General features: G+C 45.8%; 15 protein-coding genes. 10 read left to right on the top strand and 5 right to left on the bottom strand.

The genetic code is table 11. The features are described from left to right. The first annotated feature begins 470 nt into the window (after positions 1 to 470). Together B3P16_RS06275 and B3P16_RS06270 are read left to right on the top strand one after the other, a co-directional pair. A complete protein-coding gene (locus tag B3P16_RS06275) occupies positions 471 to 659 on the top strand; it encodes a hypothetical protein (RefSeq protein WP_286841858.1) in 189 nt (62 codons plus the stop codon). Positions 660 to 691: 32 nt separating this feature from the next. Continuing rightward, positions 692 to 2185: a hypothetical protein gene (locus B3P16_RS06270; RefSeq protein ID WP_286841857.1), complete on the top strand. Its 1494-nt coding sequence runs from the start codon at positions 692 to 694 to the stop codon at positions 2183 to 2185. A 118-nt stretch (positions 2186 to 2303) separates the two neighbouring features. Here B3P16_RS06270 and B3P16_RS06265 read toward each other — a convergent pair whose 3' ends face one another. Then, positions 2304 to 3173 carry an AraC family transcriptional regulator gene (locus B3P16_RS06265; RefSeq protein ID WP_286841855.1) on the bottom strand — a complete coding sequence of 290 codons (870 nt, stop codon included), beginning with the start codon at positions 3171 to 3173 and terminating at the stop codon, positions 2304 to 2306. 295 nt (positions 3174 to 3468) lie between these two features. Here B3P16_RS06265 and B3P16_RS06260 point away from each other — a divergent pair, with 295 nt between their 5' ends. Both B3P16_RS06260 and B3P16_RS06255 read left to right on the top strand, forming a co-directional pair. After that, positions 3469 to 4071, top strand: a complete 603-nt coding sequence (locus tag B3P16_RS06260) for a Crp/Fnr family transcriptional regulator (protein WP_286841854.1) — start codon at positions 3469 to 3471, stop codon at positions 4069 to 4071. 164 nt (positions 4072 to 4235) lie between these two features. Continuing rightward, positions 4236 to 6680, top strand: a complete 2445-nt coding sequence (locus B3P16_RS06255; RefSeq protein ID WP_286841852.1) for a glycoside hydrolase family 95 protein — start codon at positions 4236 to 4238, stop codon at positions 6678 to 6680. Positions 6681 to 6748: 68 nt separating this feature from the next. Here the strand turns inward: B3P16_RS06255 and B3P16_RS06250 are convergent, their stop codons facing one another. Next, positions 6749 to 7216 carry a PA2169 family four-helix-bundle protein gene (locus B3P16_RS06250; protein ID WP_070568325.1) on the bottom strand — a complete coding sequence of 156 codons (468 nt, stop codon included), beginning with the start codon at positions 7214 to 7216 and terminating at the stop codon, positions 6749 to 6751. Between the two features lie 206 nt (positions 7217 to 7422). On the opposite strand from B3P16_RS06250, the gene B3P16_RS06245 reads away from it, so the two are divergent. The 5 genes from B3P16_RS06245 (at position 7423) to B3P16_RS06225 (ending at position 14907) form a co-directional block, all read left to right on the top strand. Continuing rightward, positions 7423 to 9138 (top strand): FAD/NAD(P)-binding protein, encoded by a 1716-nt coding sequence (locus B3P16_RS06245; RefSeq protein ID WP_286841850.1) that lies wholly within the window; start codon positions 7423 to 7425, stop codon positions 9136 to 9138. A 138-nt stretch (positions 9139 to 9276) separates the two neighbouring features. Further along, complete coding sequence (locus tag B3P16_RS06240) at positions 9277 to 12891, top strand: response regulator (protein ID WP_286841848.1); 3615 nt, start codon at positions 9277 to 9279, stop codon at positions 12889 to 12891. A 77-nt stretch (positions 12892 to 12968) separates the two neighbouring features. Next, positions 12969 to 13343 carry a response regulator gene (locus B3P16_RS06235; RefSeq protein ID WP_159333172.1) on the top strand — a complete coding sequence of 125 codons (375 nt, stop codon included), beginning with the start codon at positions 12969 to 12971 and terminating at the stop codon, positions 13341 to 13343. Then, positions 13340 to 14167, top strand: a complete 828-nt coding sequence (locus B3P16_RS06230) for a CheR family methyltransferase (RefSeq protein ID WP_286841847.1) — start codon at positions 13340 to 13342, stop codon at positions 14165 to 14167. Before B3P16_RS06235 ends, B3P16_RS06230 begins: the two co-directional genes overlap by 4 nt. Positions 14168 to 14250: 83 nt before the next feature. Beyond that, positions 14251 to 14907 carry a response regulator transcription factor gene (locus tag B3P16_RS06225; RefSeq protein ID WP_286841846.1) on the top strand — a complete coding sequence of 219 codons (657 nt, stop codon included), beginning with the start codon at positions 14251 to 14253 and terminating at the stop codon, positions 14905 to 14907. An 89-nt stretch (positions 14908 to 14996) separates the two neighbouring features. Here the strand turns inward: B3P16_RS06225 and B3P16_RS06220 are convergent, their stop codons facing one another. The 3 genes from B3P16_RS06220 to B3P16_RS06210 all read right to left on the bottom strand — a co-directional run bounded on the left by B3P16_RS06220 (position 14997) and on the right by B3P16_RS06210 (position 22738). After that, complete coding sequence (locus B3P16_RS06220) at positions 14997 to 16538, bottom strand: hypothetical protein (protein ID WP_286841844.1); 1542 nt, start codon at positions 16536 to 16538, stop codon at positions 14997 to 14999. 20 nt (positions 16539 to 16558) lie between these two features. Then, a complete protein-coding gene (locus B3P16_RS06215; RefSeq protein ID WP_286841842.1) occupies positions 16559 to 19603 on the bottom strand; it encodes a SusC/RagA family TonB-linked outer membrane protein in 3045 nt (1014 codons plus the stop codon). Between the two features lie 405 nt (positions 19604 to 20008). Further along, complete coding sequence (locus B3P16_RS06210) at positions 20009 to 22738, bottom strand: DUF5695 domain-containing protein (RefSeq protein WP_286841841.1); 2730 nt, start codon at positions 22736 to 22738, stop codon at positions 20009 to 20011. A 273-nt stretch (positions 22739 to 23011) separates the two neighbouring features. Between B3P16_RS06210 and B3P16_RS06205 the strand changes: the two genes are divergently transcribed. Then, complete coding sequence (locus B3P16_RS06205) at positions 23012 to 26413, top strand: family 43 glycosylhydrolase (RefSeq protein WP_286841839.1); 3402 nt, start codon at positions 23012 to 23014, stop codon at positions 26411 to 26413. The last annotated feature ends 3 nt before the right edge of the window (positions 26414 to 26416 follow it).

Raw genomic sequence — 26416 nt, 5'->3', positions numbered from 1 at the left:
TGTTTCGTGCTGGCCTGATAATAGGCTTGGCGAGCACATCGGGGAACTCGCATAACGGAATAATTATAGTTTTTTTAAGGCTAGGTCAGCAATGATCTGGCCTTTTTTACGATCCATCATTTATTCCTATTGGGTTTACCTGTAATCAAGTTGTTAACAACCGCTTCTTTTCGGCAAAGGATTTGATCTGATATTTTCCGCCATCCATAAAAACGTAACTTTCATCTTCAGATCTAAACATCCCGTCAGACATTTGGTTGTCTGGCCAAGTTCGTTAGCTGATGATTATAACTAAGAGTTAATAGCTTAGTTTTATGTATTAAATTGATTAGTAGTGTTTTATTGGTTTTAAAATTAAGTGTGATAGCGATGTGATAGCCTATTTTTTTGTGTCTAATTTATTTAAAAGCAACTTTGCGCAGCCATTGAAACGAAATATAAAATAGAACAATGTTTTTTCATTTAAAATTATGGAAACAAAACACACACAAAACATCAAACTGGATAAATTGCCTTACGAGGCACCTCAAATTAAGGTTGAAGACATCATTTTAGAGTACAGTGTTGCAGCCGGTTCGGTGCAGAAATCTGGAACTGTACAGCAACAATGGGACGGAGAAGAGCCGTCTACATCAAGCCAAAGTGAAGGCTGGTGGTAACCGAAAAGTCTCAACTTAAATTATTATCAAGAATGAAAAGAAATAGCACAACAATACTACTGGCGCTATCCCTAATGGTGGCTGCCTGCAACAAAAATAATGAAAACGTAAGTAATAGCGATAATGGCCAGGTAAGCATCAAGATTGCCGGCGTCTCTTATTCGGATACCGACTACGATTTACAGCCCAAAGCTTCAACAGCCAAAAATAGCGCGTCTACTTCTACTGCACAAAATACAACTGTTCCCTTCAACAATGAACTCGACGTTAAAGCAACCTTAACAGCAGTCAGTTCAACGACCGCTTTACGTGCCTCGACTGGGGCAACCAAAATGGCTACCACACCGACCGTATTGGATAATGGGGCTAAATACCTGATCGCGGCTTATAATGCTTCGGGAAACTATGTCAACGCGACGGGTGTATTGACTTATTCTAATACGGCTACCAATTGGTCCTTGGACTTACCGGCGGGAACTTATACCTTCATTGCATTGGCAGTCGATCCGGGACAGACTTTTCCAACCATTAATCTGAATCAAAACCTCGCCGATATTACCTTTGGCGTGACAGGGGCGGATACGGATCTTTTATGGAAAAAACAGTCGGTCACCGTTGTTAGTGGACAAAATAACGTTCAAAATCTCGTTTTGAGTCATGTATTTACCGAAGTAAAAGCGACTTTAGAAAGTACTTCGGCTAATGTGGTGGGTAATATAACTTCCATGGTAGGTGGTACAATCACACCAAATTACCAATCGGCATCGTTTAGCTTTGCCAGCGGAACATACACGCAAAGTGGACAGTCCTTAAATCGTACGCTTTCATTTACCGGTACGGGATTGACATGGTCCAGCAATCCGGCTTTGATTATCACCGAAGGTACAACGACTGGTAAGATCAATTTTGGAACAGTCACCTTAAATGCGACACAAGGTGGTGTCCGTTCGGGACTGATTGATCTGGCTAATCTGTCATTGCAAAAAGGAATTAAATATGATTTAAAACTACGTTTAGTGCCCCGTGGTGCATTGGATATTCCTAACGCTAACTATTACTGGGGTTCGGCCAATTTAAAAGCGGGTAATCCGCCTACAGCCGTCGAAGCAGCACAATACCTATTGGGTGGCTCTCACAGTGGAGGTGGCTCTCAGGCTTACTGTTCGTCTGTTTTGGGTACAGGCTGGCAGACACCTGCGCAGGCTGAATATGAACAGCTTATTGCTGCCGGAAAGGTGAGGGGGACCTACAATGGCCAAACAGGTTGGTTTTTGGGTACATCAACATTGCCAACGGCAAACCTAGACAATTACATGTTCTTGCCGGACAACAAATCGGTCATTGTAGAAAGCGGATCTGGAAATGCCAGTACACATATCCCAGCTGATGCGCTGGGGGTTTACTGGGCCGACCGCACCGTACAGGGGACTGCCAAACCCGCCGTAATTTTAACGGCTACCAATGTGTATGTAATGCCTATCCATCAAAACAATGCCGTGGGTATACGCTGTATGCGAAGCAAATAATTTCCTTTAACTATTTTTTGGAGAATATATGTAGTGGGATAGTTATCAGCGAAAGCTGATAACTATTTTTTATATGCAGGCAGCAAGCTGCGTAAAATGCTTGGAGAATTGTTCGCTATTATTTGCTAATCAGAAGCTTGTTTTTATAATCGGTCGGTGTAAGTCCTTTAATAGCTTTAAAGAACTTGTTGAAGTTGGGCAAAGAGTTGAAACCACAGGCGTAAGCGATATGGGTGATCGGGTTTTCTTCCTGAACCAAAAGCCTGCAGGCTTCGTTGATCCGGACTTCATTGACGAATTTTGAAAATGTTTTCCGTGTACGTGCTTTAAAAAAACGACAAAAAGACGGCTTGGTCAAGTTGGCCAATTTGGCTGCTTCGTCCAGGGAAATGTCATCACTGAAATTTTCAAAAACATACGTGTAAATACTGAAGATAATTTCTCCATCCTTACCCGCCAGGCCATCAATATAGGGTTTATTGGATAGTTTACTGTATTCCTGAGTATGCAACAGAATCCCTAAAGACTCGAAGAGATAGGCTGTTTTTTGTACTTCAGGAATAACGAGCATCTTGTGCAGTATTTTTTTGAGTTTATTTTTTGCTTCTCCATAAAACAGCATTCCCTGTCTCGATCGCTCAAGAAAGTCTTTTAGCTGGCTTGTTTCAAATAATAGGGAGCAGAAAGACAGCAGGGCCTCTGGATCGAAATACAAGGTGATAAATTGTACGTTTTGCTCCTGGCCGGTTTCTGTGGGCGAGTTGTGCCAGACGTGTGGCAAACCAGGACCAATAAAAGTCAGCTCATCGCTTTCAAAGTCTTCCAGCTGATCTCCTATGCAGCTTTGGCCTTTACCCTTAATGATGTAAGTAAGCTGACATTCACGGTGAAAATGGTACTCGGAAAGAAGTTTGGGACAATTTTCGTGTCGGATTTCAAAAATCCTGTTTCCTGAATTTGAAAGTGCTTTCGCGTAAATTGGCTGCATAGATTCTTAACATATTTAATGAAATAAATGGGAACGTACACCAATCTTTATAATCGATTGAAAGTGATCACTCAAAAAACGTTTTTTAACGGTTAAAAGGCATGTATTAAACGCTTAAAATCATGTAAAATATTACTTTTTTCCAGTTCGTCGGACGGCAATCAAACTATATTAATCAAAGTTTAGCAACCCGTTGCCTATATTTTTTGCCAAAAAGCAAAAAATATAGCATGCTTATCGTGTATATTTAGGGTAATTTATTGCTGGCACGCCATTAGTGTGATAGATTCATTGTATGCAAAAAAAGACCAATAGATATAGCCGACCGGCCACAGATCTTATTGTAAAACTGTTTGAAAGCATCCATCCGCTGTCGGACGATTTAAAACAGCTGATCGAAACGCATAGTTATGTGATCGATGTGAAAACCAGGGTTCGCCTGATTGATATCGGACAGGTGCAAAAGCAGATCTATTTTATTCTGCAGGGCGGTGTACATTCTTATTATATTGATCCCGCCGGTAATAAGGTCAGCTCTTGGCTGCTGTATGAAGGAGAGCTCGCGATTGCCGTCTATAGTTTTTTTAGTCAAAAACCGAGCTTCGAAGCCATCGAAACACTGGAGCCCTGCCGTCTATTGGTTCTGAGTTACGAGAAACTGAATGAGCTGTACCATACATTCCCCGAATTTAATTTTATCGGTAGGGTATTGACCGAACGTTATTATATCAAAAGTGAAGAGAAAGCCAATGAACTGCGAATGTTGCCCGCGGTGGACCGATATAGAAATCTTGTTGAACGTTATCCTGAGATTTTAAAACGCACACCATTGGGAATCGTCGCCTCGTATTTGGGGATAACGCAATCTACATTGAGCCGCATAAGAGCAAAAGTTTAACATATACGGAAGGAACACAATGTGTTAATAGGGCATCTAAAAAGAGCAATAAAGTGTAAGTGTTTGCCAATAGCTATCCTTATTTTTGATGATATGGCGAGGATTCAGTGCTTTTCTATTGCGAACAGTTGGCATTGCATCCCTAAATCGAATCGTAAACCTCAATGAAATTGAACACATCAATGCTAAACCGTATATGTACTGGTCTTGCACTCTGTTTTCTCCTGTCGGTGAAAATTGCTGTTGCGCAGACTGGAGCCAAGAAAGAAAACTGTATCTGGTTTGAACAACCTGCAAATGCCTTAGCCGTAGATTCCAAAAACAGCTGGGAGAGTGACCCCGAGTGGCTGAAAGCCCTACCCATTGGTAATGGGAACCTTGGGGCTATGGTTTTTGGCGATGTCAACCACGAGCGGATTCAGCTAAACGAAATGACGTTATGGAGTGGAAGCTTCGACGCAGGCGACAATCCTACGGCTTCACAGTCCCTGCAAAAGATTCGTGAATTGCTGTTTCAGGGCAACTATAAAGAAGCAACCGAACTGACCAATAAAACGCAGATTACAAAGGGAAAAGGATCGGGGAGTGGTAATGGCGCCAATGTTCCCTTTGGCTGCTTCCAGACCTTGGGCGACTTACGGCTTGACTTTGGTACGGATGCCGCTTATCAGAATTATCGCCGTGAACTGGATCTGATGAAAGGGATTGCTTCCAGTTCTTTTGTCCAAAATGGCGTCAAGTTTACACGGGAAGTTTTCGCTAGTCATCCCGACCAGGCGATCATTATCCAGCTCACTGCAGACAAAGCTGGGGCAATCAATGTGCTCTTCAGTCTGGACCGGCCGGAAAGGTTTGCGACAGAGGTTACGGCAAAGCACGGACTGCGTATGTTTGGCATGCTCGATAATGGCCGGGGTGGAAATGGTATGCAGTATGAAGCTGAGGTGACACCGGTCCTGGAGGGCGGAAAAATCAGTAGCCAGACCAAAACCGGTATTCAGGTTACAGGTGCTAATGCGTTGACGCTTATCGTAACCGCAAAAACAAATTATAAACAGCATTATCCAGACTATATTAATGCCAATTATCAAAAAGAACATCTCGAAATACGGAAAGCAGCCACGGGCAAATCGTACCAGACGCTCCGGGATCGCCATATCAAAGACTTTTCTTCGTTTATGGGACGGGTGAGTTTTCAGCTGGGAAATAGTACCAATAATATGCCTACCAATGTGTTGATGGCTAATAATCTGCGTAGCGGAAATGAACAGGCCTTATATCCCCTGTATTTTCAGTACGGCAGATACCTATTGCTTTCTTCCTCGAGAGCAGGCGGACTTCCTGCCAACCTGCAGGGAATCTGGGCCAATAAGATACAAACACCATGGAATGGCGATTACCATACCGATATCAATGTACAGATGAACTACTGGCCTGCGGAGGTAGCCAATCTATCCGAATCACATCGTCCCCTGATGGATCTGATCGCATCGCTTGTGGCACCAGGTAGCAAAACAGCCCAGATACAATATGGGATGCGGGGATGGGCGTTGCATCCGATAACGAATGTTTGGGGCTACACTTCTCCGGGGGAAAGTGCAAGTTGGGGGATGCATATCGGGGCCGGAGCCTGGATTGCCCAACATATCTGGGAACATTATGCCTTTACACAGGATAAAGACTTTTTAAGAAAAGCTTATCCGATTCTAAAAGAGGCTTCGACTTTTTACCAAGATTGGCTGACAACGGATCCTAAAACAGGGCTGCTGGTTTCGGGGCCTTCACCTTCGCCGGAAAATTCCTTTAAAGCGCCCGATGGCTCTGTTGCGCAGATCAGTATGGGGCCATCGCATGACCAGCAGGTTATTTTCAATCTATTTGAGCACACACTGGCTGCGTCGGAAATACTGGGTTTAAAGGACGATGCTTTTGGAAAGGCATTGAAGGCCGCAAAAGACAAACTGGCCCGTCCAAAAATTGGTCATGACGGGCGCCTGATGGAATGGGCCGAAGAGTTTGAGGAGGTAGAACCTGCTCATCGTCATCTGTCCCATCTGTTTGCGCTATACCCGGGTAATGAAATCACGTTGGACCGTACGCCTGCATTGGCAAAAGCTGTGCAGCAGTCGTTGGAAAGACGGGGCGATGATGGGGTAGGCTGGACCTACGCCTGGAAAATTGCGCTTTGGGCACGATTGCAGCAGGGCGATCGGGCACTGAAATTGCTCAATAAACAACTGCGCCCTACAGCGGATATGGATACCAAATATGACGGCGGTGGCGGTACCTATTACAATATGTTTGATGCATGTCCTCCATTTCAGATCGACGGTAACTTTGGCGTGATTGCCGGAATGGCGGAAATGCTCCTGCAAAGCCATGAAGATTTTATTGAGCTGCTTCCGGCGCTTCCGGCCAGCTGGAAAGATGGCGAGATAAAGGGCCTGGTAGCTAGGGGAGCGATCGAAATTGATCTGAAATGGACAAATGGTCAACTGGTCAGCGCTGCAGCAAAAGCCAAAAAGAAACAGAAATGTCGGGTGAAGTATGCCGGGAAATTGTTCGAGCTTGAACTACCGGCGGGTGAAAAAGTCAATCTAAAAATATAACTTCAAAAAAATACCGAAGGGATTTATCCTTCGGTATTTTTTGTGAAAAAGAAAATTACAATTTAAAGTTAGATGGTTTTGCTGTCACGCAGCATCTTAATGATATTGTGCGCTTCAAGCTGCTTGCTGAGCTGCGTGTTGATCAAACTATGCACATTTTGCGAAAGCTCTTCCGAACCATCAGCCAAAGCGGTTTGATAGGTCGATTTGAATGCATCTTCGCCCTGCTCACAGGTTTCAAGCAAACTTCTTTCGTCATCTCCCGTGATATTTACTTTTATTCCCATCCAAGCGCGGAAAAGCTTACCGCTCAGCATAGTGCTATCTGTCGGTTCTTTGCCTTCAAGCTCAACATAAGGTGTCAATTCGGCAATAAATTCTTCCGACTGTCCGATAAATTTTTGAAATGTTGGGACTAGTTTATCCAAGCCGTGGCTGGTTGCCAGATCAATTGCTTTTTTATATCCTTCGATGCGGTCGTTGTTGATTTTGATAATATCGTTGATGATCTCCGGATTGTTGATGTTGTTTTCCATAATATTGTTATTTGTTATCATTTTTGTTTATTCGAAAAACAGCAGGCGTTGCATGATCGTTTGCAGAATTCGAGATTCAGGTATTTAAATCGTAGCCCGTATTTATCGCATTTTTTATTGCAGGGGAATAAATCTGTTTAAAACTTTCTGCAATTTGCCCTTGTTCTTAAAACCGAATACTGTCCATTAGGCAGGCAACGAAAACTATGCAACAAAACATTCATGTAGCCATTATCGGGGGCGGACCCAGTGGCCTGTTTATGTACAAAAGATTGATCGAAAGGAATATCCCCGGTCTCAAAGTATCTATTTTCGAGTCCCGCAAGCAATTGGGGGCAGGAATGCCTTACAGCTATGAAGGTGCTACGCCGGAACATCTGACTAACGTATCGGATCACGAAATCCCCGCATTGGTCACGACGATTGAGGACTATGTTCAATCCCTGTCGGAGGCCACGCTCCGTACCTATGGAATCGATGTGGACGATTTTAATCGCTACAAAGTGGTTCCACGGCTGCTCCTCGGCCGCTATCTGTCGGAGCAGTTTATGTTATTGAAGCGGATGGCGGATGAACAGGGTATTGAAACGCAGGTTCACCTCGGTAGCCAGGTCAGTGATATAATTGACCTCGAAGGCCAGGCGCAGGTTAAAATCACGGTGGGCAGCACCGATACCTATATCGTGGACAAGGTAGTCATCTGTACCGGACATAAGTGGCCAACCAAGTATGAGGGCAATGTCGAACATTATTTCGAATCGCCCTATCCACCGTCCAAGTTGGCCTTAAAAACCAATCACGCCGTCGGCATACGTGGTGCTTCGCTCACAGCAATCGACGCTATCCGTACGCTTGCTCGCCACAATGGTTCTTTTGAAACCCTGGAGACAGGAGAGCTAAGGTATCAGATCGACCCGGGAAGCGAAAATTTTAAGGTATTGATGCATACCCGCAGTGGACTGCTTCCTGCGATCCGCTTCCATCAGGAAGAACCCTTCCTGGCCAATAACCTGGTGATCTCCGAAGAGGAGTTGATGCTTAACAGGCTAGAGAATGAAGGTTTCGTCTCGCTGGATTTTCTGTTTGAGCGCAATTTTAAAGCGCAGTTCAAGGAAAGAGATCCCGACTTTTATGCGATCGTGGAAAAGCTCAGCCTGGAAGACTTTGTAGAGGCAGTACTCCATTTAAGGGAACAGAAAGATGCCTTCGAGGGATTTCGCCAGGAGCATGAACAAGCGCTGAAATCTATTAAAAGGCGCCAATCCATCTATTGGAAGGAAGTCCTTTCTGCCTTGAGTTTCACCTTAAATTACCCCGCCAAGTACATGTCTGCCGAAGATATGCTGCGTTTAAAAAAAGTACTCATGCCGCTGATTTCTATTGTCATCGCTTTTGTGCCGCAGAGTTCCAGTCGTGAGATGCTTGCACTGTACGATGCCGGCCGCCTGGAAGTGGTCAATGTAGGTACCGAAAGCCGGGTTGAACCAGCGAGCGATCGCGGCGCCAATTATTTTTATACTGATGAATCGGGGATCGAAATAAAAACGCATTATAAGACATTTGTGGATTGTGTGGGACAGCGACCACTGAACTTTGAAGAATTTCCATTCAAGAGTTTGGTCGACAATGGCCATGTCAGCCCAGCCTACTTACGGTTTCGCTCCGTGGAACAGGCCAAGGAACAAATGCTGGCCGGTAATGACCACATGTTTGTGGCACCGGATGGCGCTATTTTTTTGCAGGTACCCGGTGTAAAGATCGATGACAGCTTCCGCTTGGTGGATCACAGTGGTATCGCTAGCCAACGTCTTTTTATGATGGCCGTACCTTATATGGGGGGGTACAATCCGGATTATTCAGGCCTTGATTTTTGTGCTGCGACATCGGCTATCATTGCTGGGAAGATTGCGGAGAGCGGATAAATACGCAACTTTTTGTTAAAATACGGTAAGATGGTTGAGGGCCGGCGGCGCAGGATTTAATTTAGACGCCCTATTGCTATATTTGGCCGCCATCTAGACCATCGGTTGGCATAGTCTTAACTCAATTGATGAAAAAGCATGCCTAAAACTATTTTAAGAAATCTGCAGATAGGTTTCGGAATATCCTTGTTGATCCTGTTAGCGAGCTCAACGGCTTCTTATATTAGTATTCGTAAGCAGAGCCATAATAGTGCGATGGTCGACCACAGCCGACGTGTCATGAGCCGCGTCAACAAAATTCTGCAGGATCTGCAGAATGCCGAAACTGGCCAGCGCGGCTTCCTGCTTACAGGTATGGACAAGTTTCTGGATCCTTACAAAACCGGCCTCCAGTCGCTGCCCCAATCGCTGAGCCGTGCGCACGATCTTACGTCCGACAATCCCGAACAGCAGCAGATAATCGATACGCTATCCACACTCGTGCAATCCCGACTGGCAAAGCTTGAAAACCTGGTCAATATCAAAAAGCGTGGTGGAATGGTCACCGTTTCGCAGCTTGAGGAGGGCAAGACTTATATGGACAGCTGCCGTTTGCTCATCAGCAAAATTATCGATCGTGAAGAACTTTTGCTCAATAAGCGTTCGGAAGAACTGAGCCGCTCTTCGGGCTATACCTCCATCTTTGTTTTGTTGGCCGCTGCTGTATCCTTATTGATTACCCTCTTCTTTTACTTCCGCCTGCGAGCGGATTTCTTTCAACGGGAGCAGCTGCAGAATGACCTGAAACGTAAAGATGAAGAGATCCAGCGGCGACTGAGCATTACCCAGCGCATCGCACGGGAGATAGCGGCCGGGCATTATGATATGCAGATTCAGGATGGCGAACAGGACGATCTGGGCAGCCTGACGGGATCCCTCAACGAAATGGCGCGTTCGCTCAAAACATCTTTTGAAGAACTCAATAATAACAACTGGCATCAAGCTGGACTAACCCAACTGGGCAACCTGTTGATGGGTAATAAACAGCAGGAAGAGCTCACGGCCGTCACGCTGAGCCATCTGACAAAATATGGCAACTGTGTCAACGGCGCCATCTACCTGATGGAACAGGGGGAGCTTGTCTTAAGGGGATCCTATGGACTTGAAGATCCCGAACGTAAACGCTTCGCCCCAGGTGAGGGCATGGTCGGCCAGGTCTTTAAAGACAAGAAAGAAAAGTTATTCGAAAACCTCGAAGATACCGATTATGTCATCAGCTTTGCTGCTGGGAAGGTACTGGTGAACAACCTTTTTATACTGCCTGTTTTCGATGGTAACGAATGTATCGGTGTAATGGAGCTGGGCTCACTACAACCTTTTTCGAGCATTCAGCTGGCATTTTTTAGGGATGCGGTGCAAAAGGTGGGTACGACACTTGCGGCGGCCCAAGCCAGACTGGTGGTACAGAATTTATTGGAAGAAACCCAGGCACAGACCGAAGAATTGCAGGCACAGCATACCGAACTGGAATCGCTCAATTCGAGCCTCGAGATGCATACCCATAAACTGCAGGCATCGGAAGAGGAACTCCGCGTACAGCAGGAAGAATTGGTGCAGTCTAACCGGGAATTGGAAGAGCGCTCCAAATTGCTGGAAGATAAAAATGTGGAGATTGCCGAACGCAATCAGGAAATACAGAAAAAGGCGGCGGAGCTTGAACAGAGTACACGCTATAAGTCTGAATTTTTGGCCAATATGTCGCATGAACTGCGTACACCGCTCAATTCAATTCTGTTACTTTCACGCTTGATGGCCGAAAATTCGGATGGTAACCTGAATGAAGAACAGATGGAATCGGCAGCTGTGATCCAAAGTTCGGGAAAGAGCCTGCTAACCTTGATAGACGAGATTCTGGATCTTTCCAAAATAGAATCCGGGAAAATGGATCTGGATGTACAGCCTGTATTTTTTGCCGATATATTGAACGGGCTGACGGCGATGTTCGCACCAATCGCCGCCGATAAGCAGCTCGGATTAGAAATGAGCGTTGCGGAGGGAATGCCACTGCAGCTCGAAACAGACAAGCAGCGCCTGGATCAGATCTTACGTAATCTATTGTCGAATGCCATCAAATTTACAGCTTCGGGTAAGGTTACCTTGCATATTGACCGCGAACAGTCGCAGACAAACCGTATCGTATTTGAAGTGCGCGATACCGGAATCGGGATACCGAAAGACAAGCAGCATCTGATATTTGAAGCATTCCAACAAGCAGACGGTTCTACACGCCGCAAATTTGGCGGTACTGGACTGGGGCTCTCCATCAGTCGGGAACTGGCGCGTCTGCTCGGCGGCGAAATCTTGCTGGATAGCGAAGAAAACAAAGGCAGTGTATTCCGACTGATCCTTCCAGCGAAGACTTCGGATGCCACGCCAGCTGCTTTCGGCACGGTGCAATTGTTGCCGATAGAGCTAGACTTCGCTGAAGAAGCATCTACAGATGGAGTGCAGACTTCGGAAACAGTGAACTTGCCTGCCAAAAAGACACTGGAGATACCTATCCCAGCCGATATTCCTGATGATCGCGATAGTATCGTCGCAGGCGACCGCTTCATTTTGATTGTTGAGGATGATATTGAATTCGCAAAGATTCTGCTGAAATATACGCGCCAGCAAAACTACAAGGGTATCGTGGTCGTCCGTGGTGATATCGCGGCTGAGATGGTGGCCCGTTATATGCCGCTAGCCGTTCTGCTGGATATTCAGCTTCCGCTCAAAGATGGCTGGCAGGTAATGGCTGAGATCAAGGAAAACCCCAAGACTCGACATATACCGGTGCATATTATGTCTTCTTTACAGGTTAAGAGGGAAAGTCTGCTGCAGGGCGCCATAGACTTTATCAATAAACCGATGGCATTGGAGCAGATGGGTGACATGTTCCGTAAAATAGAAGATGCCCTCACGCGGCATCCAAAAAAAGTACTTATCGTTGAAGAAAATCCCAAACATGCGGCAGCGCTGTCGCTCTTCCTCGGAAGTTTTGACATCGCCTCGGAGATCAAGAGCAACGTAGAAGATAGCATTGTGGCGCTGAGCTCAGACACTGCCGACTGTGTGATACTTGATATGGGGGTTCCAGACCGGGTTGGCTACGAGACATTGGAAGCTGTAAAACGGAATCAGGGTCTTGAAAATCTGCCGATTATTGTTTTTACCGGTAAGAACCTTTCGCAGGTAGAGGAAATGAAATTAAAACGGTATGCGGATTCTATCATTGTAAAAACGGCTAACTCCTATCAGCGTATTTTGGACGAAGTGGGTTTATTTCTACATCTCGTAGAGGAAAATAATGGCCCCTCTACCAAATCTCCGGGTAGACTTGGCTTTTTGCGGGATGTTCTGCAGGGCAAAAAGGTACTTGTAGCGGATGACGACATCCGAAATATCTTCTCGCTCACTAAAGCGCTCGAAAAATATCAGATGACCGTGGTCCCGGCAACGGACGGAAAAGATGCGCTGCAACAGCTGGAAGATAATCCGGATGTAGCGGTGATCCTGATGGATATGATGATGCCCGAAATGGATGGTTACGAAACGATAGCTTCGATCCGACAAGATCAGCGATACGAAAACATGCCCATTATTGCTGTTACAGCCAAATCAATGATGGGGGATAGGGAAAAATGTATTGCCGCAGGAGCGTCTGATTATATATCCAAACCGGTGGATATTGATCAGCTTTTGTCCCTACTTCGCGTATGGATGTATGGATAATAGGTATATAAGGATGACGGATGGATTGATTATTAGTAAGGTATTAAATATAGACAATAGGGGGATACTAAAACTGCATGGATAAGAACAAAATCATATTGATTATCGACGATGATCAGAACAATATATTTGCATTGAAATTGGCCCTGAAGTCAAGAGGTTTTCAAGCGATAGGCTGCCTGTCTGCTGAAGAGGGACTTGCTCAGTTACGGGATCATGCCGGCATAGGCCTTGTCCTCATGGATATGATGATGCCCGAGATTGACGGTTATGAAGCCACTCAGCTGATTCGGAAAACAAAGAATGCCTGTGAATTGCCCATCATCGCTGTGACGGCACAAGCCATGACCGGCGACCGTGAAAAATGTCTGGCTGCAGGAGCAAATGGCTACATTTCGAAACCGATAGACATTGAACTTCTGGTGCAGCTAATAGGGGAAATAAAAGGATGATTACGGGAAAAAAAATTGTCAGCCAAGAGCAGGTGATGATGCTGATGGAGGATGTGGAGCGTCTCTATGGTTACGATTTTACCCATTATACGAAAGCCTCCTTATCGCGGCGAATCAACCAACTTTGCTTGCTGGATAATTTTGCGAGCTTTGCCGCACTGCGTTACCGTGTTGTCCACGATCCGGAATACCTGCAGCGATTTGTCGAAAAGATGACGGTCAATGTGACCGAAATGTTTCGTGACCCTAGCTTTTTTGCACATCTTCGCCAGGAAATCCTACCCAAATTGCGCACCTACGCCTTTATCCGTATATGGATAGCTGGCTGTGCAACAGGTGAAGAAGCGTATTCACTGGCCATTCTATTGCAGGAACATAATCTGCTGCACAAATCGCTGATCTACGGCACCGATATCAATCCCTCGGTGCTCGAGCAGGCAAAGAAGGCTGTCATCCCGATGGCAAATCTAAAATCCTATGTTGAAAATTATCAGCTTTCAGGCGGTAAAGCTGATTTTTCATCGTACTATACCGCGAATTATAACTGGGTGAAACTCAATCCCGCATTGCGGGAACGAATTGTATTCGCTTCGCACAATCTGGTGAATGATGCTTCTTTTAATGCTTTTCAGCTGATTCTATGTCGCAATGTGCTGATCTATTTTGACACAGAGCTGCAGGCCAGGGTATTATCGCTCTTTGATGAAAGCCTCGAGACATTTGGTTACCTTGCCTTAGGCAGTCAAGAGACGCTGCGCTTCTCTGCGCTGGCACCCAACTATGATCAGGTAGGAAACGAAAAAATATGGCGTAAGGTCAAGTAGAATCGAATACTATTTTTAACTGGATAGTATTAAAAAATTAACTTATTAAAAAAATTAAGTATCTTAGTAGGATTGGAGGAAAAATGACTAAAATTCTTTTAGTTGATGACCACCGGCTTGTACGCAATGGGATACGCTTGATAATTGATACCCACGACAAGCTTACGGTGGTAGCTGAAGTGGATAGTGCGGAGGATGCACTGATCTACCTCGAACAAAATACATTGCCGGATCTGGTGTTGACTGATGTGAATATGCTGGGGATGGATGGCATAAGTTTTATCCGTATGGCCAAAAAAATCTATCCGGATGTTAAGTTTGCCATATTATCCATGATTGAAGAGCCCTCTCAGGTAGCCGAAGCTTTTCGGAGCGGAGCGGACGGCTATCTGTCCAAGGGTGGCGATTATGATGAGATCTTGTTTGGCTTATTGCGCTTGGCGCAAGGTCACAAGTATCTGATGACCAATTTCGGTTTGCGCTTTATGGAAGATTATAACGTTGAGAGCAGTGCTACGGTCGATGTAGGTTCGCGCCTGGCACAGTATGAGATTTCCGATCGGGAGTTTGCTGTGCTGGAACTGATTGCCCAGGGCTTCACGGCAATAGAGATTGCGGATAAAATTTTTCTAAGCAAACGAACCGTTGAAGGACATCGCCAGAACTTGATGGATAAGACAAAAAGTAAGAATACGGCAGATTTGATCCGTTTCGCTTTTCAGCAGAAGCTTTTGCAATAAGCAGACGAAAAATAGGCCTTTGTTTTCGCATTGTTTGGTACAACGCAGAAAACATAAGGCCTCTATTAGCGGTGGTTAGTTGCCGCTGTTTAAGGGGAAGCTGGCTTCCAGCCATTGTCCCGCGCTGTACCGAGCTCGCCGAACTTGCCTTTTTCACCGGCAGACTCATTCCCACCGAAGGTGTAGACAGGTTCTCCGATGAGTTCCAGTTGAATCTGTGGTATCGGAAATTGGGTTGGCGTGCCGCCCTGTAGCAGATCATTTCTCCGCATGAAGGTGAAGGGTACAAAAGTACCACCTGCTCCGTCTATTTCTATCGCATATTCATAATGAATCGCGTCACGTAGCGCACTGGCAGTGGCGACCACATCGGGAAGACCACCTTTTTGTTTGCGGGCGGCATTCGAAGCGTTCAGCTCTGCCGCAGCGCCATCGTAATCTTTCAACCAGTATTTTGCTTCTGCCCGCAATAAGCGTGTTTCTTCAGCCAAAAAGTAAGGATTGACAGCGCCGGCAACATTGAGGGTAGACAATTTGGGATACATCCATCTGGACCGCATGTAATTGCTAAAGAGGCCCCTTCCCCTTGCTTCCAGTAGAATACCAAAGTTATTGGTGTAGGTAAAATATTGGTAGAAACGTTTATCATCAGACTCAATAGGGCCCAAGATAACGCTGTTGTTGGTTGGATAAGCTGTGGGTGTTTTTTTTGTTTTATCCGCCAAATAGGCGATTTTGATATCAGCAGGAACATAGGAGGCCGTTCCGTACGGCCGTTCGAGTACGTCCACCAGGGCATTGTAGTAGCCGCCCACGGTAGTGGTGATGGTGTAATCGGTGGTAAAGCCTTTGTTGGCATAGGTAAGAACTCTGTTCCAATGCGGGGAACCCAGATTTTCTGCTTCGGCCTTATCCCGTGCTACCGAGGAAAGAATCCGGGCAGAAAGCGAATTGATCAGTAATACGAGATCGCCTTTGGAAATGGTGATCCCCTTTAAAAAATCGAAATTCAGGTTGGGTGTTTCGGCAATAAGCTGCAAGGTCTTATCAAGATGTTTGACGCCATTCTCGATCAGCTCTTTATAGGAATTGGGAAACTCCTTGAGTTTAAGGTTGACATCGTCGACGATCAGTCCGCGGTCGAATATTGCGCCCAGGTAACCCTGGGAAACACCCTTTGCATAGTAGGCACCAATAAGGCAGTCTTTGGTTCGGTCGGCACCCTTGTCATCATAGATCGTTAACTTTTGATGCTCGATCAGGTCGATCACTTTGGTGGCATCCAAATTGGATTGATAAAAATTGGAATACACCTCACGAACGGCTGCATTACCGCGGTAAGCCGAATTGTTGTTCAGACGCAGGCGCGGTTCGTTCGCAAAATCCCACCAGGACTGGCTACCGTTGGTATTGGTTGACTGGTCTGCCCAAAGACTAAAATGGGAACCACCTGCGTTGTTAGTCGTGGTATTAAAGGCGGTCTGTACACTGCTTGTTGTGAGCACATAACCCAAACTTTTTATCTTTTCTATGGCTTCGGCATTCGTCAATGTCGAGGGGTCATCGAATCCGATCGATTCGCATGAGCCTAGTGAGAAAAGAACGGCTAAGCCAAAAAATATCTTCTTCATGTTTTACTTGTCTGATTAGGTTAAAAATTGAAGGTTAGTTTCCCTGAAATAATACGGTAGGAAGGGTAATTGAATCCATCCTGTCCGATTCCATCTACATTAACGCCCTTGTAGTTTGTCCAGATAAACAGATTTCTACCGATAAGGGATAAATTGGCATTTTTCAGAACCTTGGAAAGGCCTAGTTTTTCTGTCGGGAGTTTATAGGATAAAGAAAGCTCGCGAAGGGCAAGATAGGTCGTTTTTTCAATCCAATAATCTGTCACTTGGGAAGCGTTGAATACCTGGGTGGTAAAGTTTAGCGGTTTGCCGGCGGCCGCACTTCGGTCAGAAAATTCCGAGCGATACACATAGGTCAGGTATTGTGCAGTTTCATTGAATTTCTGTCCTCCTTGCTGCCAGTCCAGCACGCTGTAAAGTGAAAAACGCCCGTAATTAAAGGTGTTGGCAAAGCCCAGTAAAAAATCTGGATTCGCATCCCCGATAATTTTGGCATTACCCGTTGCGGCATTGACATAAAATACGGGAGCTTCATTTGCCGTACCCAAAGCTGCTTTTTCGACGACAACACCAAAGTCATTCACAACATAATCTTCAATCCGTTTTGTACCGTTACCGGCATTGATGACAAATCCGTCAGCATTGGTTTGCAGCTGCGCGAGATCCGAGTGGATACTGTATCCATAGATTGCTGTGGTACTGGCGCCGACAGCTTTTCGGTAACCGTTGTATGTAAATTCGGGAACATCGCCCAGTGATGTAATCCGGCTACGGACACGGCTGAAAGTAAGGCCCGATGACCAACTAAATTTTTTATGCTCGAGCACTTTTCCATTGATCTCCAGTTCGAGTGAATTTGATTTTACAGCGCCCAGATTGTCGTAGATGCTTGCTGAGCCCGAAATTGGTGTAAAGGCTGGGACAGATATAAAATCGTTGGTACTATTGGAAAAAGCGTAGTTGAACTGCACATTAAGTCGCTTAAATAAAACGGCATCAAAACCAAGTTCCGTTTCCGCGGTAACTGCCCGCTTCAGGTCGGTATTATCATTTTGTGTATAGCTGACACCCCCTGTATTGGTGATGCTGACCCGGCTGTCTTTGGCTCCAAAAGGAGGAAGGCTTCCCGCTTTTCCGTAAGCCACCCGCAGCTTGAATTCTGTCAGTGGATCGAGCTTGATATCCTGCGTTAAACGGTAGGCCGCAGAAATCCGGGGAAAAAAGGCCGTACCCACATCGCGGCCAAACCGTGAACTCTGATCGAGCCGACCCAGAGCATCGACAAATAACTTATCTGCCCAGGCAAACTTCGCATTGAGGAAATAGCCATGATTAACTGTCTTTTCCCAATTGGATGAAATGACCCTGGTGCTCGGTTCGGTTACATCTAAGCTTTTGACCGGTGCCGTCAGATTTCGCCCCGATGCATTGAAACCTGTCTGTGATGCAAATTCATACACATACTTGGCGGTAAGCCCCCAATCCAGCTTTTCCGTTCTGCGGTTATAATTTAACTGTAGCTGACCATTTTTGCTGGTGCTTTTATAGGTTCTTAAAGCATAGTTTCCGTTGTTGAGGATGACATCCGGGACAATGGTTTGATAACCTTTTGGATAGTATTCTTCGGTATTATATTGTTTTGTCTGTAAGGAAAGAGCACCTTCGGCACTCAGGTGTTCGGTAATTGCATATTTTAATTTTCCGCCCAAGAGCAGATTCTCGGTCTGATAGGCATATTCCTCATTGCTCAGTCGATAGAAAGGATTCGTCCATTGTTGCCCCGAAAGATTGCTCCCCTTGGGAAGGTAGACATATTTTCCCGATTCATTCTTTTCACTGAGATCGATAAAAGGTTCGACAAGTAACGTCGAATAAAGCAATCCATCCGAACGGCTGGATACAGCACTCGAAGGTGTATTGAAGAAGCTGTACTGCGTGGTCAGATCGGCTGTAATCTTGGGTGAAACCCGGTAGCCAAGATTGAACAGGATGTTTTGTCTTTTGTCTGCATCGACGACTGGTGAAACACCGCCTTTGTGTTGGTTTTGCGCAGATAAATAGATGTTATATTTTTCACCACTTGCTGCCGCAGATATGGAATTTGTAAAATAGCTGGTCCGACCCAATAGATTTTTGGTATTGTCCACATAGTCTTTATAGGGATGCAGATTGACCGAAAAACCATTTTCCTTGTAGTCGATCACCCGGGCACCATTGACCAATAGGAAAGATCCATCTGGGTTGACCTTGAAATGATGCTGATAGGATAGGGGAGGAAGTAATAACAGACTCGAATAACCAAGTTCGTTGTCAAGGGCGATATTCAGTTTCCCCTCCTTTTTGCCATTTTTGGTCAATACCTGAATGACTCCGCCCTCGCCGCGGGTTCCATATAAGGCCGAAGCTGCAGCTCCCTTGACAACTTCAATGCTCTCTATGTCGTTGGGATTAAAATCTGAAAGACGGAGGGCAGTGACAAAGCCATCCACCACGATCAAAGGTTCTATTTCTCCGGTCACGGACTTTGACCCACGGAGATATACCGATGCCCCGGCATTGCCCCCCGACTGGTCGATACGAAGGCCGGCGACTTTTCCGCGTAAGCTCGTGGAGGCATCAAGAGCAGGAACGGTGCCGATCAGTTCCTGGTCTACTTTGGTCAATGCGAAGGATAGTTTTTTGCGGCTTGTACCTTGAGCAACACCGGTTACCACGACTTCTTCCAGGTCTTTACTTGCTGGGCTAAGCTCAATAACAATGGGGCTTTTGTCGATAACAAGGGCTAGCGACTTGTAATTGAGATGCGTTAGCTTGACCTTAAAAGGGAGCTTCTGTCCAGTAACAAATTGAAATTTACCCTCCCGGTCGGTTTTCACAGCGTGGGTGACAGCTTCCAATTGCACAGTGACATCTTCTATAGGCTGTTTGGTAGAAGCGTCAATGATATGGCCCTCAAGGGTCGCATTTACGATAGGTTTGGGTTTGTTCTGTGAATAAGTGGGTTGTACCCCAAAAAAGAACAATAGAAAATAGATAGAATACAGCCGTACTCCAATGTTTTTCATAGGATTTGGATTAATAGTTAAAATTAAACAAGTGCCAACGCCAATTGATTACTTGCAGGATTTCTAGGGAATGTTTCTACAGCAGAACACCGTAGCTTTTTGTTAGCGACACATTCGCATGGATAGGATGTGGAATAGTTGATTTTTCATAAAGGATCTTAAATGTTAAAAAAGTTTAGTTGATTGAATATGATAGGCAAATATAGGAAATAATAAATAAAGTCTATAATATTAGTAGATTATTTTTTTAGGTAAATTGAGTTTGGTGGTTGCCACTAAATCAAAGCAGGCTTCCATCTAAATGGAAGCCCGCTTTTTTGGAGTCTTACGATCGCTTTTGTTTCTAGCGTGAATGCTAGCGTAGATATAGCCCATGTTTAAGTCGACCGTTGCCTGGATTTTTTGCTACTTCAGCTTTTTCAATTTTACCGTTTTTGTTGATAGGGGTATTATATAGCGATTCATCGCATCTTTGGCTATTCCTTCCACATCATAATGGCTTTCTGGATTTACATTGAGCAGCATATTCGTGCTATATTGGTTCGCCTCCGTATTGAAGATTAGGGTGACGCTTCGGTCTTTTTGATCGTACTGTAATTCGGCAATTTCTCCGGCGTCGGTGGTCAGCCAAAGATTTTCTTTTGCCAGAAAGACACGCCCTTTGGAAGCTGTAGTCAGGGCAACCTTAACCAGCTGTTTTTCGGTTTTTAGATTACCACTGAAAGCCAGCCAGCCAAATTCGGGATGGTCGACAATATAGGTTCCCGAATTGACGGCATAGCCATAAAAACCGGTTCCATAATCGCCCGAGATACCGTCATTGGCCAGTGTGGACGGGTAAGAGTGGAATGCTCCCGGGCCAAAGCCGTCTTGGGTGACATTGGCCAATGCACCCATCATGCCGGCATGTCCGATACGGAGTAGGTAGAAGTCGTCCGGATGATCGCGGTAGGCAGTCAGGACGGGAATGGCATTGAGGGCCGAACCATAATGATGCAGCTGCCGCTCGATACGGGAGAGCTTGCCGCCATAGACAAAATCCCAGTAACGGCGCGCACTGCCATTGTAACCCCAGTGCGGAACGGTTGGCATGTAGGCGATGATGGCATTTAGGGTGACTTGAGCCTTTTCATCGAAACCAAAAAAGCGTGACCAGAGGTATACCTCTTCCTGACCGGTAGAGTCCCAGGGCATCTCGCTTCCGAATGGATAATTGAGGGTTTTCCAATGCTCTGCTCGTTTGCGCATGGCAGCTTCAAGCTTATCGGCCATGGTGGTTAATCCTTCCTTTCGGAGGTCATTGAGGACGATAAGGAAAATACTGCCTTCCATTTGACCGAACTGCGCGTAATAAGGCGCTTTTTCGACCATGGCGATACTGGTCTGGTACGCCCGTTCGAGGTACTTGTCCCAAGTTTCCTCGTTGACCAGATTGTTGTAGTTGCGGGCAAGCCTGTACATCACCCAGTGTGCTGCCGCCACGTGTGGGTAATTGTAGGACCGCCCAATGTCGTCGGCTTCTTTTTTAGGCCAAGCAGCCCAGGTCTTCCAGTTGATGTCCGAGCGGTATGTTCCTGCGGGCATCGAGTCGGGTTCATAATAAAAGAGGCTTTTGACAACGCCATATTTCTTGTCGCCTTCTTTATGCTGGATATGGCCATATAGCGTCTCATTGACAAAACGTTTCAATTTGGCTATTTCCTGCTGATTGGGCTGTAGTACCTGTTTCATCAGGGCGGCAAGCCAGCTTGCGGCACCGGCTTCATCGCTTAGACCCGCAAACCAGGCACTCTTATTTTGGGTGATGGGCTGCTGTTCTTCATAGTCGTAGGATATAACAGATGGTGATCGGTCAAAAAGATCTTTATCATTTTCATACCACTGCTTAGTAGTGAGGAAATGGCCCAGATCTTGGACGACTTCTTTTTCAGATTTGATCACTTTATAGTGTATCGTCTGTGTAATGCCATCCAGGTAGTTGATGGTAAGCCGCGCACGTCCCCAACGGTTGCCCTTCACTTCGTATTCGGTCCAGTGCTGTGCCGTACTTCCTTTTTTTGTCAGGGTCAAAGCACCTTCAGGATAGACACTGACATTTTTGACCGCTTTGCTATGCTTAACAAAAAGTTTGGCGGGATTGTCCATGGGGACAACATATCCGGGAAGCCCAACAGCAACAGGCCTATTATTTTTCAGTAACTCCGATTCAATTTGTCGGATACTTGGTGCGAGAACGAATTTTAAGGCAAAGGTCTTTGATTCCTGTGGCTTCAGGAGGGTAGAAGTCGGTGTATTCCATTGTTCTACGCCTTTCCAGTCAGTCTCAGCATGGGCCTTACTGTGGATCAGCCATTCATGAAATCCCTCAAAGGTAATACTTCGGGGGGTCGGGTCGGTATTGAGCGGATTGTAGGCTTCAAAGCCTGCATTTTTATAGGGCAATACCAATAGACTCGGTCCATTGCCATGTAGACGGTTGACCTGTAGATAACCCGCATCTTGGCCGATATAGGGATCGAAAAACACATTCTGTGCATGCGCCTGATCGAGATTTTTCCAGTCCATGTTGTTATTGAATGGAAGGGGGATCCCCAGCGCGCCAATTTCGATGGTATAATCAGTTGGATTTGAAATCTCAAAGCTAAGGATCAGGTCGCCATGGTCATCTTGCCAGTTGCGGATGACCTTTAAGGGGATGTTGTTGAGCGTAGGACTAATATCCGCGCTGGCCAGGTTGTTTTTTGTAGGACTTAGCGCCTTTACGTGCTTACGCGCTGTAGCCGATGAATAGGCGCTCCAGGAGCTATCGCCCTGACGACGCAAACTGATCGTGATATCACCGATATGAAAAAATTGATTACGGTCTCTTTTGCGCAGGAGTTCAACAGGTGTATAGTCAAAGTCTTTTTCGCTTCCGTTGGGACGAAAAGAAGATAGCGTCTGCGACGCATTGAGAATGGCTACATTGAGGTTTTTGAGGGTAAAGCTTTTGGCGCCCTCTTCTACGCCTAAGGTGGCTTGCTGCGCTTTGACTGCTTTCCATACGGGGTGTTCGTCCTGCTGGCTATATACGCTGCTTGGCAACTGTGTGCATACGAGCGCAAATAGGATCCAATAGCATTTTTTAAGATTCATTTTAGATATTTTAATACTCATTATAAGACAGCTAAGGTCAATGCTCTTACAAAGATGAAGGATTGTACCCTGTATTTATGGGTAGATTTTAACCTTCAATAGCCCATTTTTAACCAGTTAGCCCTCAAAATTTGTAATGTGATGACTGAAGTTATAAATTTAATGTTAAATAGACATTTATCGTAGATTTTATTTGTTGTAAAATCTGTTAAATGGCAATATCGTTTCTTATGTACCTGTAAACTCTTATGTACTTGTAAACCTTGTGTTATCATGAAACATCATTTTTCTTTCGCTATTTTGGCAGCAATGGTTATGTCGCTAACAGGGCTGGTGGCTCAGCCATTGAAACCGTACCAACAGCCTAATGTATTGAATCCACTGCTGCCCGGATATTTTGCGGACCCGAGCATCAAGAAAATTGCCGATACATATTATATCTATGCGACTACGGATGGGAACGGTTGGGGCGCAGGCCCTTCACAGGTGTGGAGTTCCAGGGATCTGAAGAACTGGACCATTCAACCCATGAACTGGCCCAATACACATTGGTACTGGGCGCCTGATATGACGCAGGGATACGACGGACGATATTACCTCTATTATAGTCAGCCTGTAGAAATTTTTGGGGCAGTGGCCGACAGCCCAACGGGACCTTGGGAACCTTTGGTAGCCGAAGGCAAATCGATGATCCCTAATTATATGATTCCAGGTGTAATTACTCTGGACGGGCAAACCTTTCGGGATGATGATGGCCGCATTTATCTATTTTGGGGAACCTGGGGAATCTACCCCAATCATGGATGTGGGGTGGGGATACTCAACAGGGATATGAAAACGTTCGAAAAGACAGCATTGATACCCAATACGGTGGCAAAGGACTTTTTTGAGGCTCCTTATATGTTTAAGCGTAAGGGCATCTATTACCTGATGTACTCCTCGGGGCATTGCGAAGATGGTACGTATCGTGTTCAGTACGTTAAAAGTAAAACCGGTCCCATGGGGCCTTTTGAATACCCATCGACCAATCCAATATTGATTACAAACGAGGATGGCAGTATACACGGTCCAGGACATCATAGTATTCTTGAACAGGATAATCGTTATTTCATTGTCTATCACAGGCACAACAATCCACACGCTGGGGGTGGCTTCCATCGTCAGGTTGCCATGGACGAGCTATTCTTTACGGCTGACGGCGATATTGAGCCGGTGCGGGCCACACATGCTGGTGTACCGGATTTGTTTCCAGCAGTAGTAGAGCCAGTCGATTTGGCTTTTGGTAAAACCGTGACGGCCTCTTCCTGGTACAATACCGACTTTAGGCCTTCTTTTTTAGTAGACAACAACAATGGAACGCTATGGCGGGCCAAAAATAATCAGGGACCCGCCTGGGTAGCTATCGACTTAGGTAAAACAATGGATATACAGACCATATCTATTCAGTTTGAATACCCGACGTATGCCTATCGATACCGACTCGAAACCTCTATGGATGGTATCGTCTGGGAAAATTTTGTGGATCGCTCGGATAACGACCGCTGGGCGAGTCCTATTGTAGAACATGGCAAAGCTAGGACGAGATATGTTAGGCTAAATGTATTGAACAGCCAATTGAATGGACTTCCTCGTGGCGTTTGGAACATGAAGGTGTATGCACAAAAGCTTCCACAACAGACGCTATGGTCTGCAGCACAAAAGATGCCTGTGCAGGAAGTCGCAGTGGGTAATTTGATCCATATCGATGCGGCCAATTACCAGGAAGGACAATACGTAAAAAGTATTCAGAATAAAGGGCTACTCGGGGGCATGTTCAGCACGGAACAGGCCCTGGCTGTTAAAAATTATCAGGGTAAAAAGGCATTCTTCTTTGATGGTGGAACTGCGCTGCGATCGACATTCGCCGTGCCACAGTCGTTGGCTGCAAATGGCTCCTATAGTATAGGACTATGGGTCAATAATCCGGACATAGCGCGGTTTGAACAGCTGGTTGCCTGGTCGTCGGGGCAGCAGGATCTCAGTAAAGCGATTTTTGGTTATGGTACTGATGCCGGACGTGGGGCCATCACGCATGGCTCCTGGCCTGATTTGGGATATGCATCGGTTCCGGACTCAAATGTGTGGCATCATATTGTATTTTCCTTTGACGGCTATCAGGAGTCTGTTTATGTGGATGGAAAGCTGCAGCGTAGGGAAAATAGGATGCTGTTTGTCAAGCCCGGGGATGTTTTTGTCCTGGGAGCTTCGGATATACTGGACCAGCATTTTTCGGGCTATGTATCCAGTTTGCAGGTATATAATACGAGCTTGGATGAGGAGGAAGTGGTTAGGTTGGCCAATGAAGTGCCGAAATCGAATTTCTTTGCGCTGCAAACTGACGATTTAAACCTCGGAAAGCTCAGCACCTTGCGGAACCAGGGAACAGCAAAGGATACCTTAGTGACGGTTGACGATGCGGAAGTTATGATAGCCGGAAATAGATTGGCACTGAAAGGTAAGGCTTTTGAAAGTGCGGCGCTAAGGGAGATTCTTCAGCAGCAGCGGTATACGCTTTATTTTGATTGGTATGACGATGGTTCCTGGCAGCATGCTGTGCTTGTCAATGATAAAGGCAAGAAGAGCTTTTATCGCAATGGGAAGATTGAAAAGCGCGTGTTTTCTGACAAACTGCTGCGGGTAAGTAAGAATGCCCTCGAACTGGCTTATCCATTTCATTTCTTTCGCGCCTATGCTGGTACCGTAACATCGGATGAAGTAGACGCAAAGTTCAGTCAGTGGAAAGCGGGCCTAGCCAAGGGACTGGACGGGTATGTTCCGCAGGTGCTTTCTCCGCCGCGCCTGATCAATGCCGATAAGGTATTTGCACAGGTAGAGAAAAAGCCAGGAATGTGGTATTTATTCCGTTCTGATGGTGAGAGCTCAGGCTGGAAGCAGCAGTCTTACCATCTTTTTAAATCATCCGGACCCGGAAAATCTATCGAAGTTCTTGCGAAGGATGCCTTTGGCCATGTCAGTAAACCGGTAGTGGAAGCGATTTCGGCGCAAAAGCCGAAATTGGTGCAGCCAGCACAGGATGAAAGCTATTCAGCCAAGGATCAGGAAATTCCTTTCTGGGATGGTTATCACTACAGTGAAAAAACCGATAGTACGCAGACAGCGCTTTCCTACCTAGCTGGAACCTGGAAAATCCAGTCCAAAAATACCAAATGGGGCGATGCAGATCTTCTAGCCCCGTTTGTTTTTAAAGAGCTGGAGGGCGATTTCACGCTAGAGGTTAAGGTAAGTGATGTGGTAGGCCTGGGCCGTAAAGTACGTACATCAAGTGAAGCTGGTGTCATGATTCAAAGCATGGATCGTAAGGATGCCTACATCAGCAATTGTATTTTGACGGGATGGAACCTGGGCAACCTTTCGCGGAGCATCGGTCCACAGATTTTTCAGGAAGAGAATACAGGAACGGGCCTTAATTTTTCGCCTTACCTTCAGGTCCAAAAGGTCGGTAGTTATTTCTTTTTGCGTTGCTCGATAGATGGTGTGGATTGGAAAGATCTGCCTGGAACACCGTTTCTACGTCCCGATCTGAACGGCAAAAGACTGCGCGTCGGCCTTTATCAGATTGCTGGTAACAACCAGCTGGGTTATGGTGAATTTGAAAGACTTCGTATCTGGAAATAAAAA

Source organism: Sphingobacterium sp. UBA7631 (genome assembly GCF_002483935.1).
Taxonomy (GTDB): Bacteria; Bacteroidota; Bacteroidia; order Sphingobacteriales; family Sphingobacteriaceae; genus Sphingobacterium; species Sphingobacterium multivorum.
This window is presented reverse-complemented; position numbering and strand designations above follow the sequence as displayed.

Excerpts from the sequence above, each read along its gene's own strand:
- B3P16_RS06275 (WP_286841858.1), top strand. The coding sequence starts at position 471 with ATGGAAACAAAACACACACAAAACATCAAACTGGATAAATTGCCTTAC.
- B3P16_RS06270 (WP_286841857.1), top strand. The coding sequence starts at position 692 with ATGAAAAGAAATAGCACAACAATACTACTGGCGCTATCCCTAATGGTG.
- B3P16_RS06265 (WP_286841855.1), bottom strand. The coding sequence starts at position 3,173 with ATGCAGCCAATTTACGCGAAAGCACTTTCAAATTCAGGAAACAGGATT.
- B3P16_RS06260 (WP_286841854.1), top strand. The coding sequence starts at position 3,469 with ATGCAAAAAAAGACCAATAGATATAGCCGACCGGCCACAGATCTTATT.
- B3P16_RS06255 (WP_286841852.1), top strand. The coding sequence starts at position 4,236 with ATGAAATTGAACACATCAATGCTAAACCGTATATGTACTGGTCTTGCA.
- B3P16_RS06250 (WP_070568325.1), bottom strand. The coding sequence starts at position 7,216 with ATGGAAAACAACATCAACAATCCGGAGATCATCAACGATATTATCAAA.
- B3P16_RS06245 (WP_286841850.1), top strand. The coding sequence starts at position 7,423 with ATGCAACAAAACATTCATGTAGCCATTATCGGGGGCGGACCCAGTGGC.
- B3P16_RS06240 (WP_286841848.1), top strand. The coding sequence starts at position 9,277 with ATGCCTAAAACTATTTTAAGAAATCTGCAGATAGGTTTCGGAATATCC.
- B3P16_RS06235 (WP_159333172.1), top strand. The coding sequence starts at position 12,969 with ATGGATAAGAACAAAATCATATTGATTATCGACGATGATCAGAACAAT.
- B3P16_RS06230 (WP_286841847.1), top strand. The coding sequence starts at position 13,340 with ATGATTACGGGAAAAAAAATTGTCAGCCAAGAGCAGGTGATGATGCTG.
- B3P16_RS06225 (WP_286841846.1), top strand. The coding sequence starts at position 14,251 with ATGACTAAAATTCTTTTAGTTGATGACCACCGGCTTGTACGCAATGGG.
- B3P16_RS06220 (WP_286841844.1), bottom strand. The coding sequence starts at position 16,538 with ATGAAGAAGATATTTTTTGGCTTAGCCGTTCTTTTCTCACTAGGCTCA.
- B3P16_RS06215 (WP_286841842.1), bottom strand. The coding sequence starts at position 19,603 with ATGAAAAACATTGGAGTACGGCTGTATTCTATCTATTTTCTATTGTTC.
- B3P16_RS06210 (WP_286841841.1), bottom strand. The coding sequence starts at position 22,738 with ATGAATCTTAAAAAATGCTATTGGATCCTATTTGCGCTCGTATGCACA.
- B3P16_RS06205 (WP_286841839.1), top strand. The coding sequence starts at position 23,012 with ATGAAACATCATTTTTCTTTCGCTATTTTGGCAGCAATGGTTATGTCG.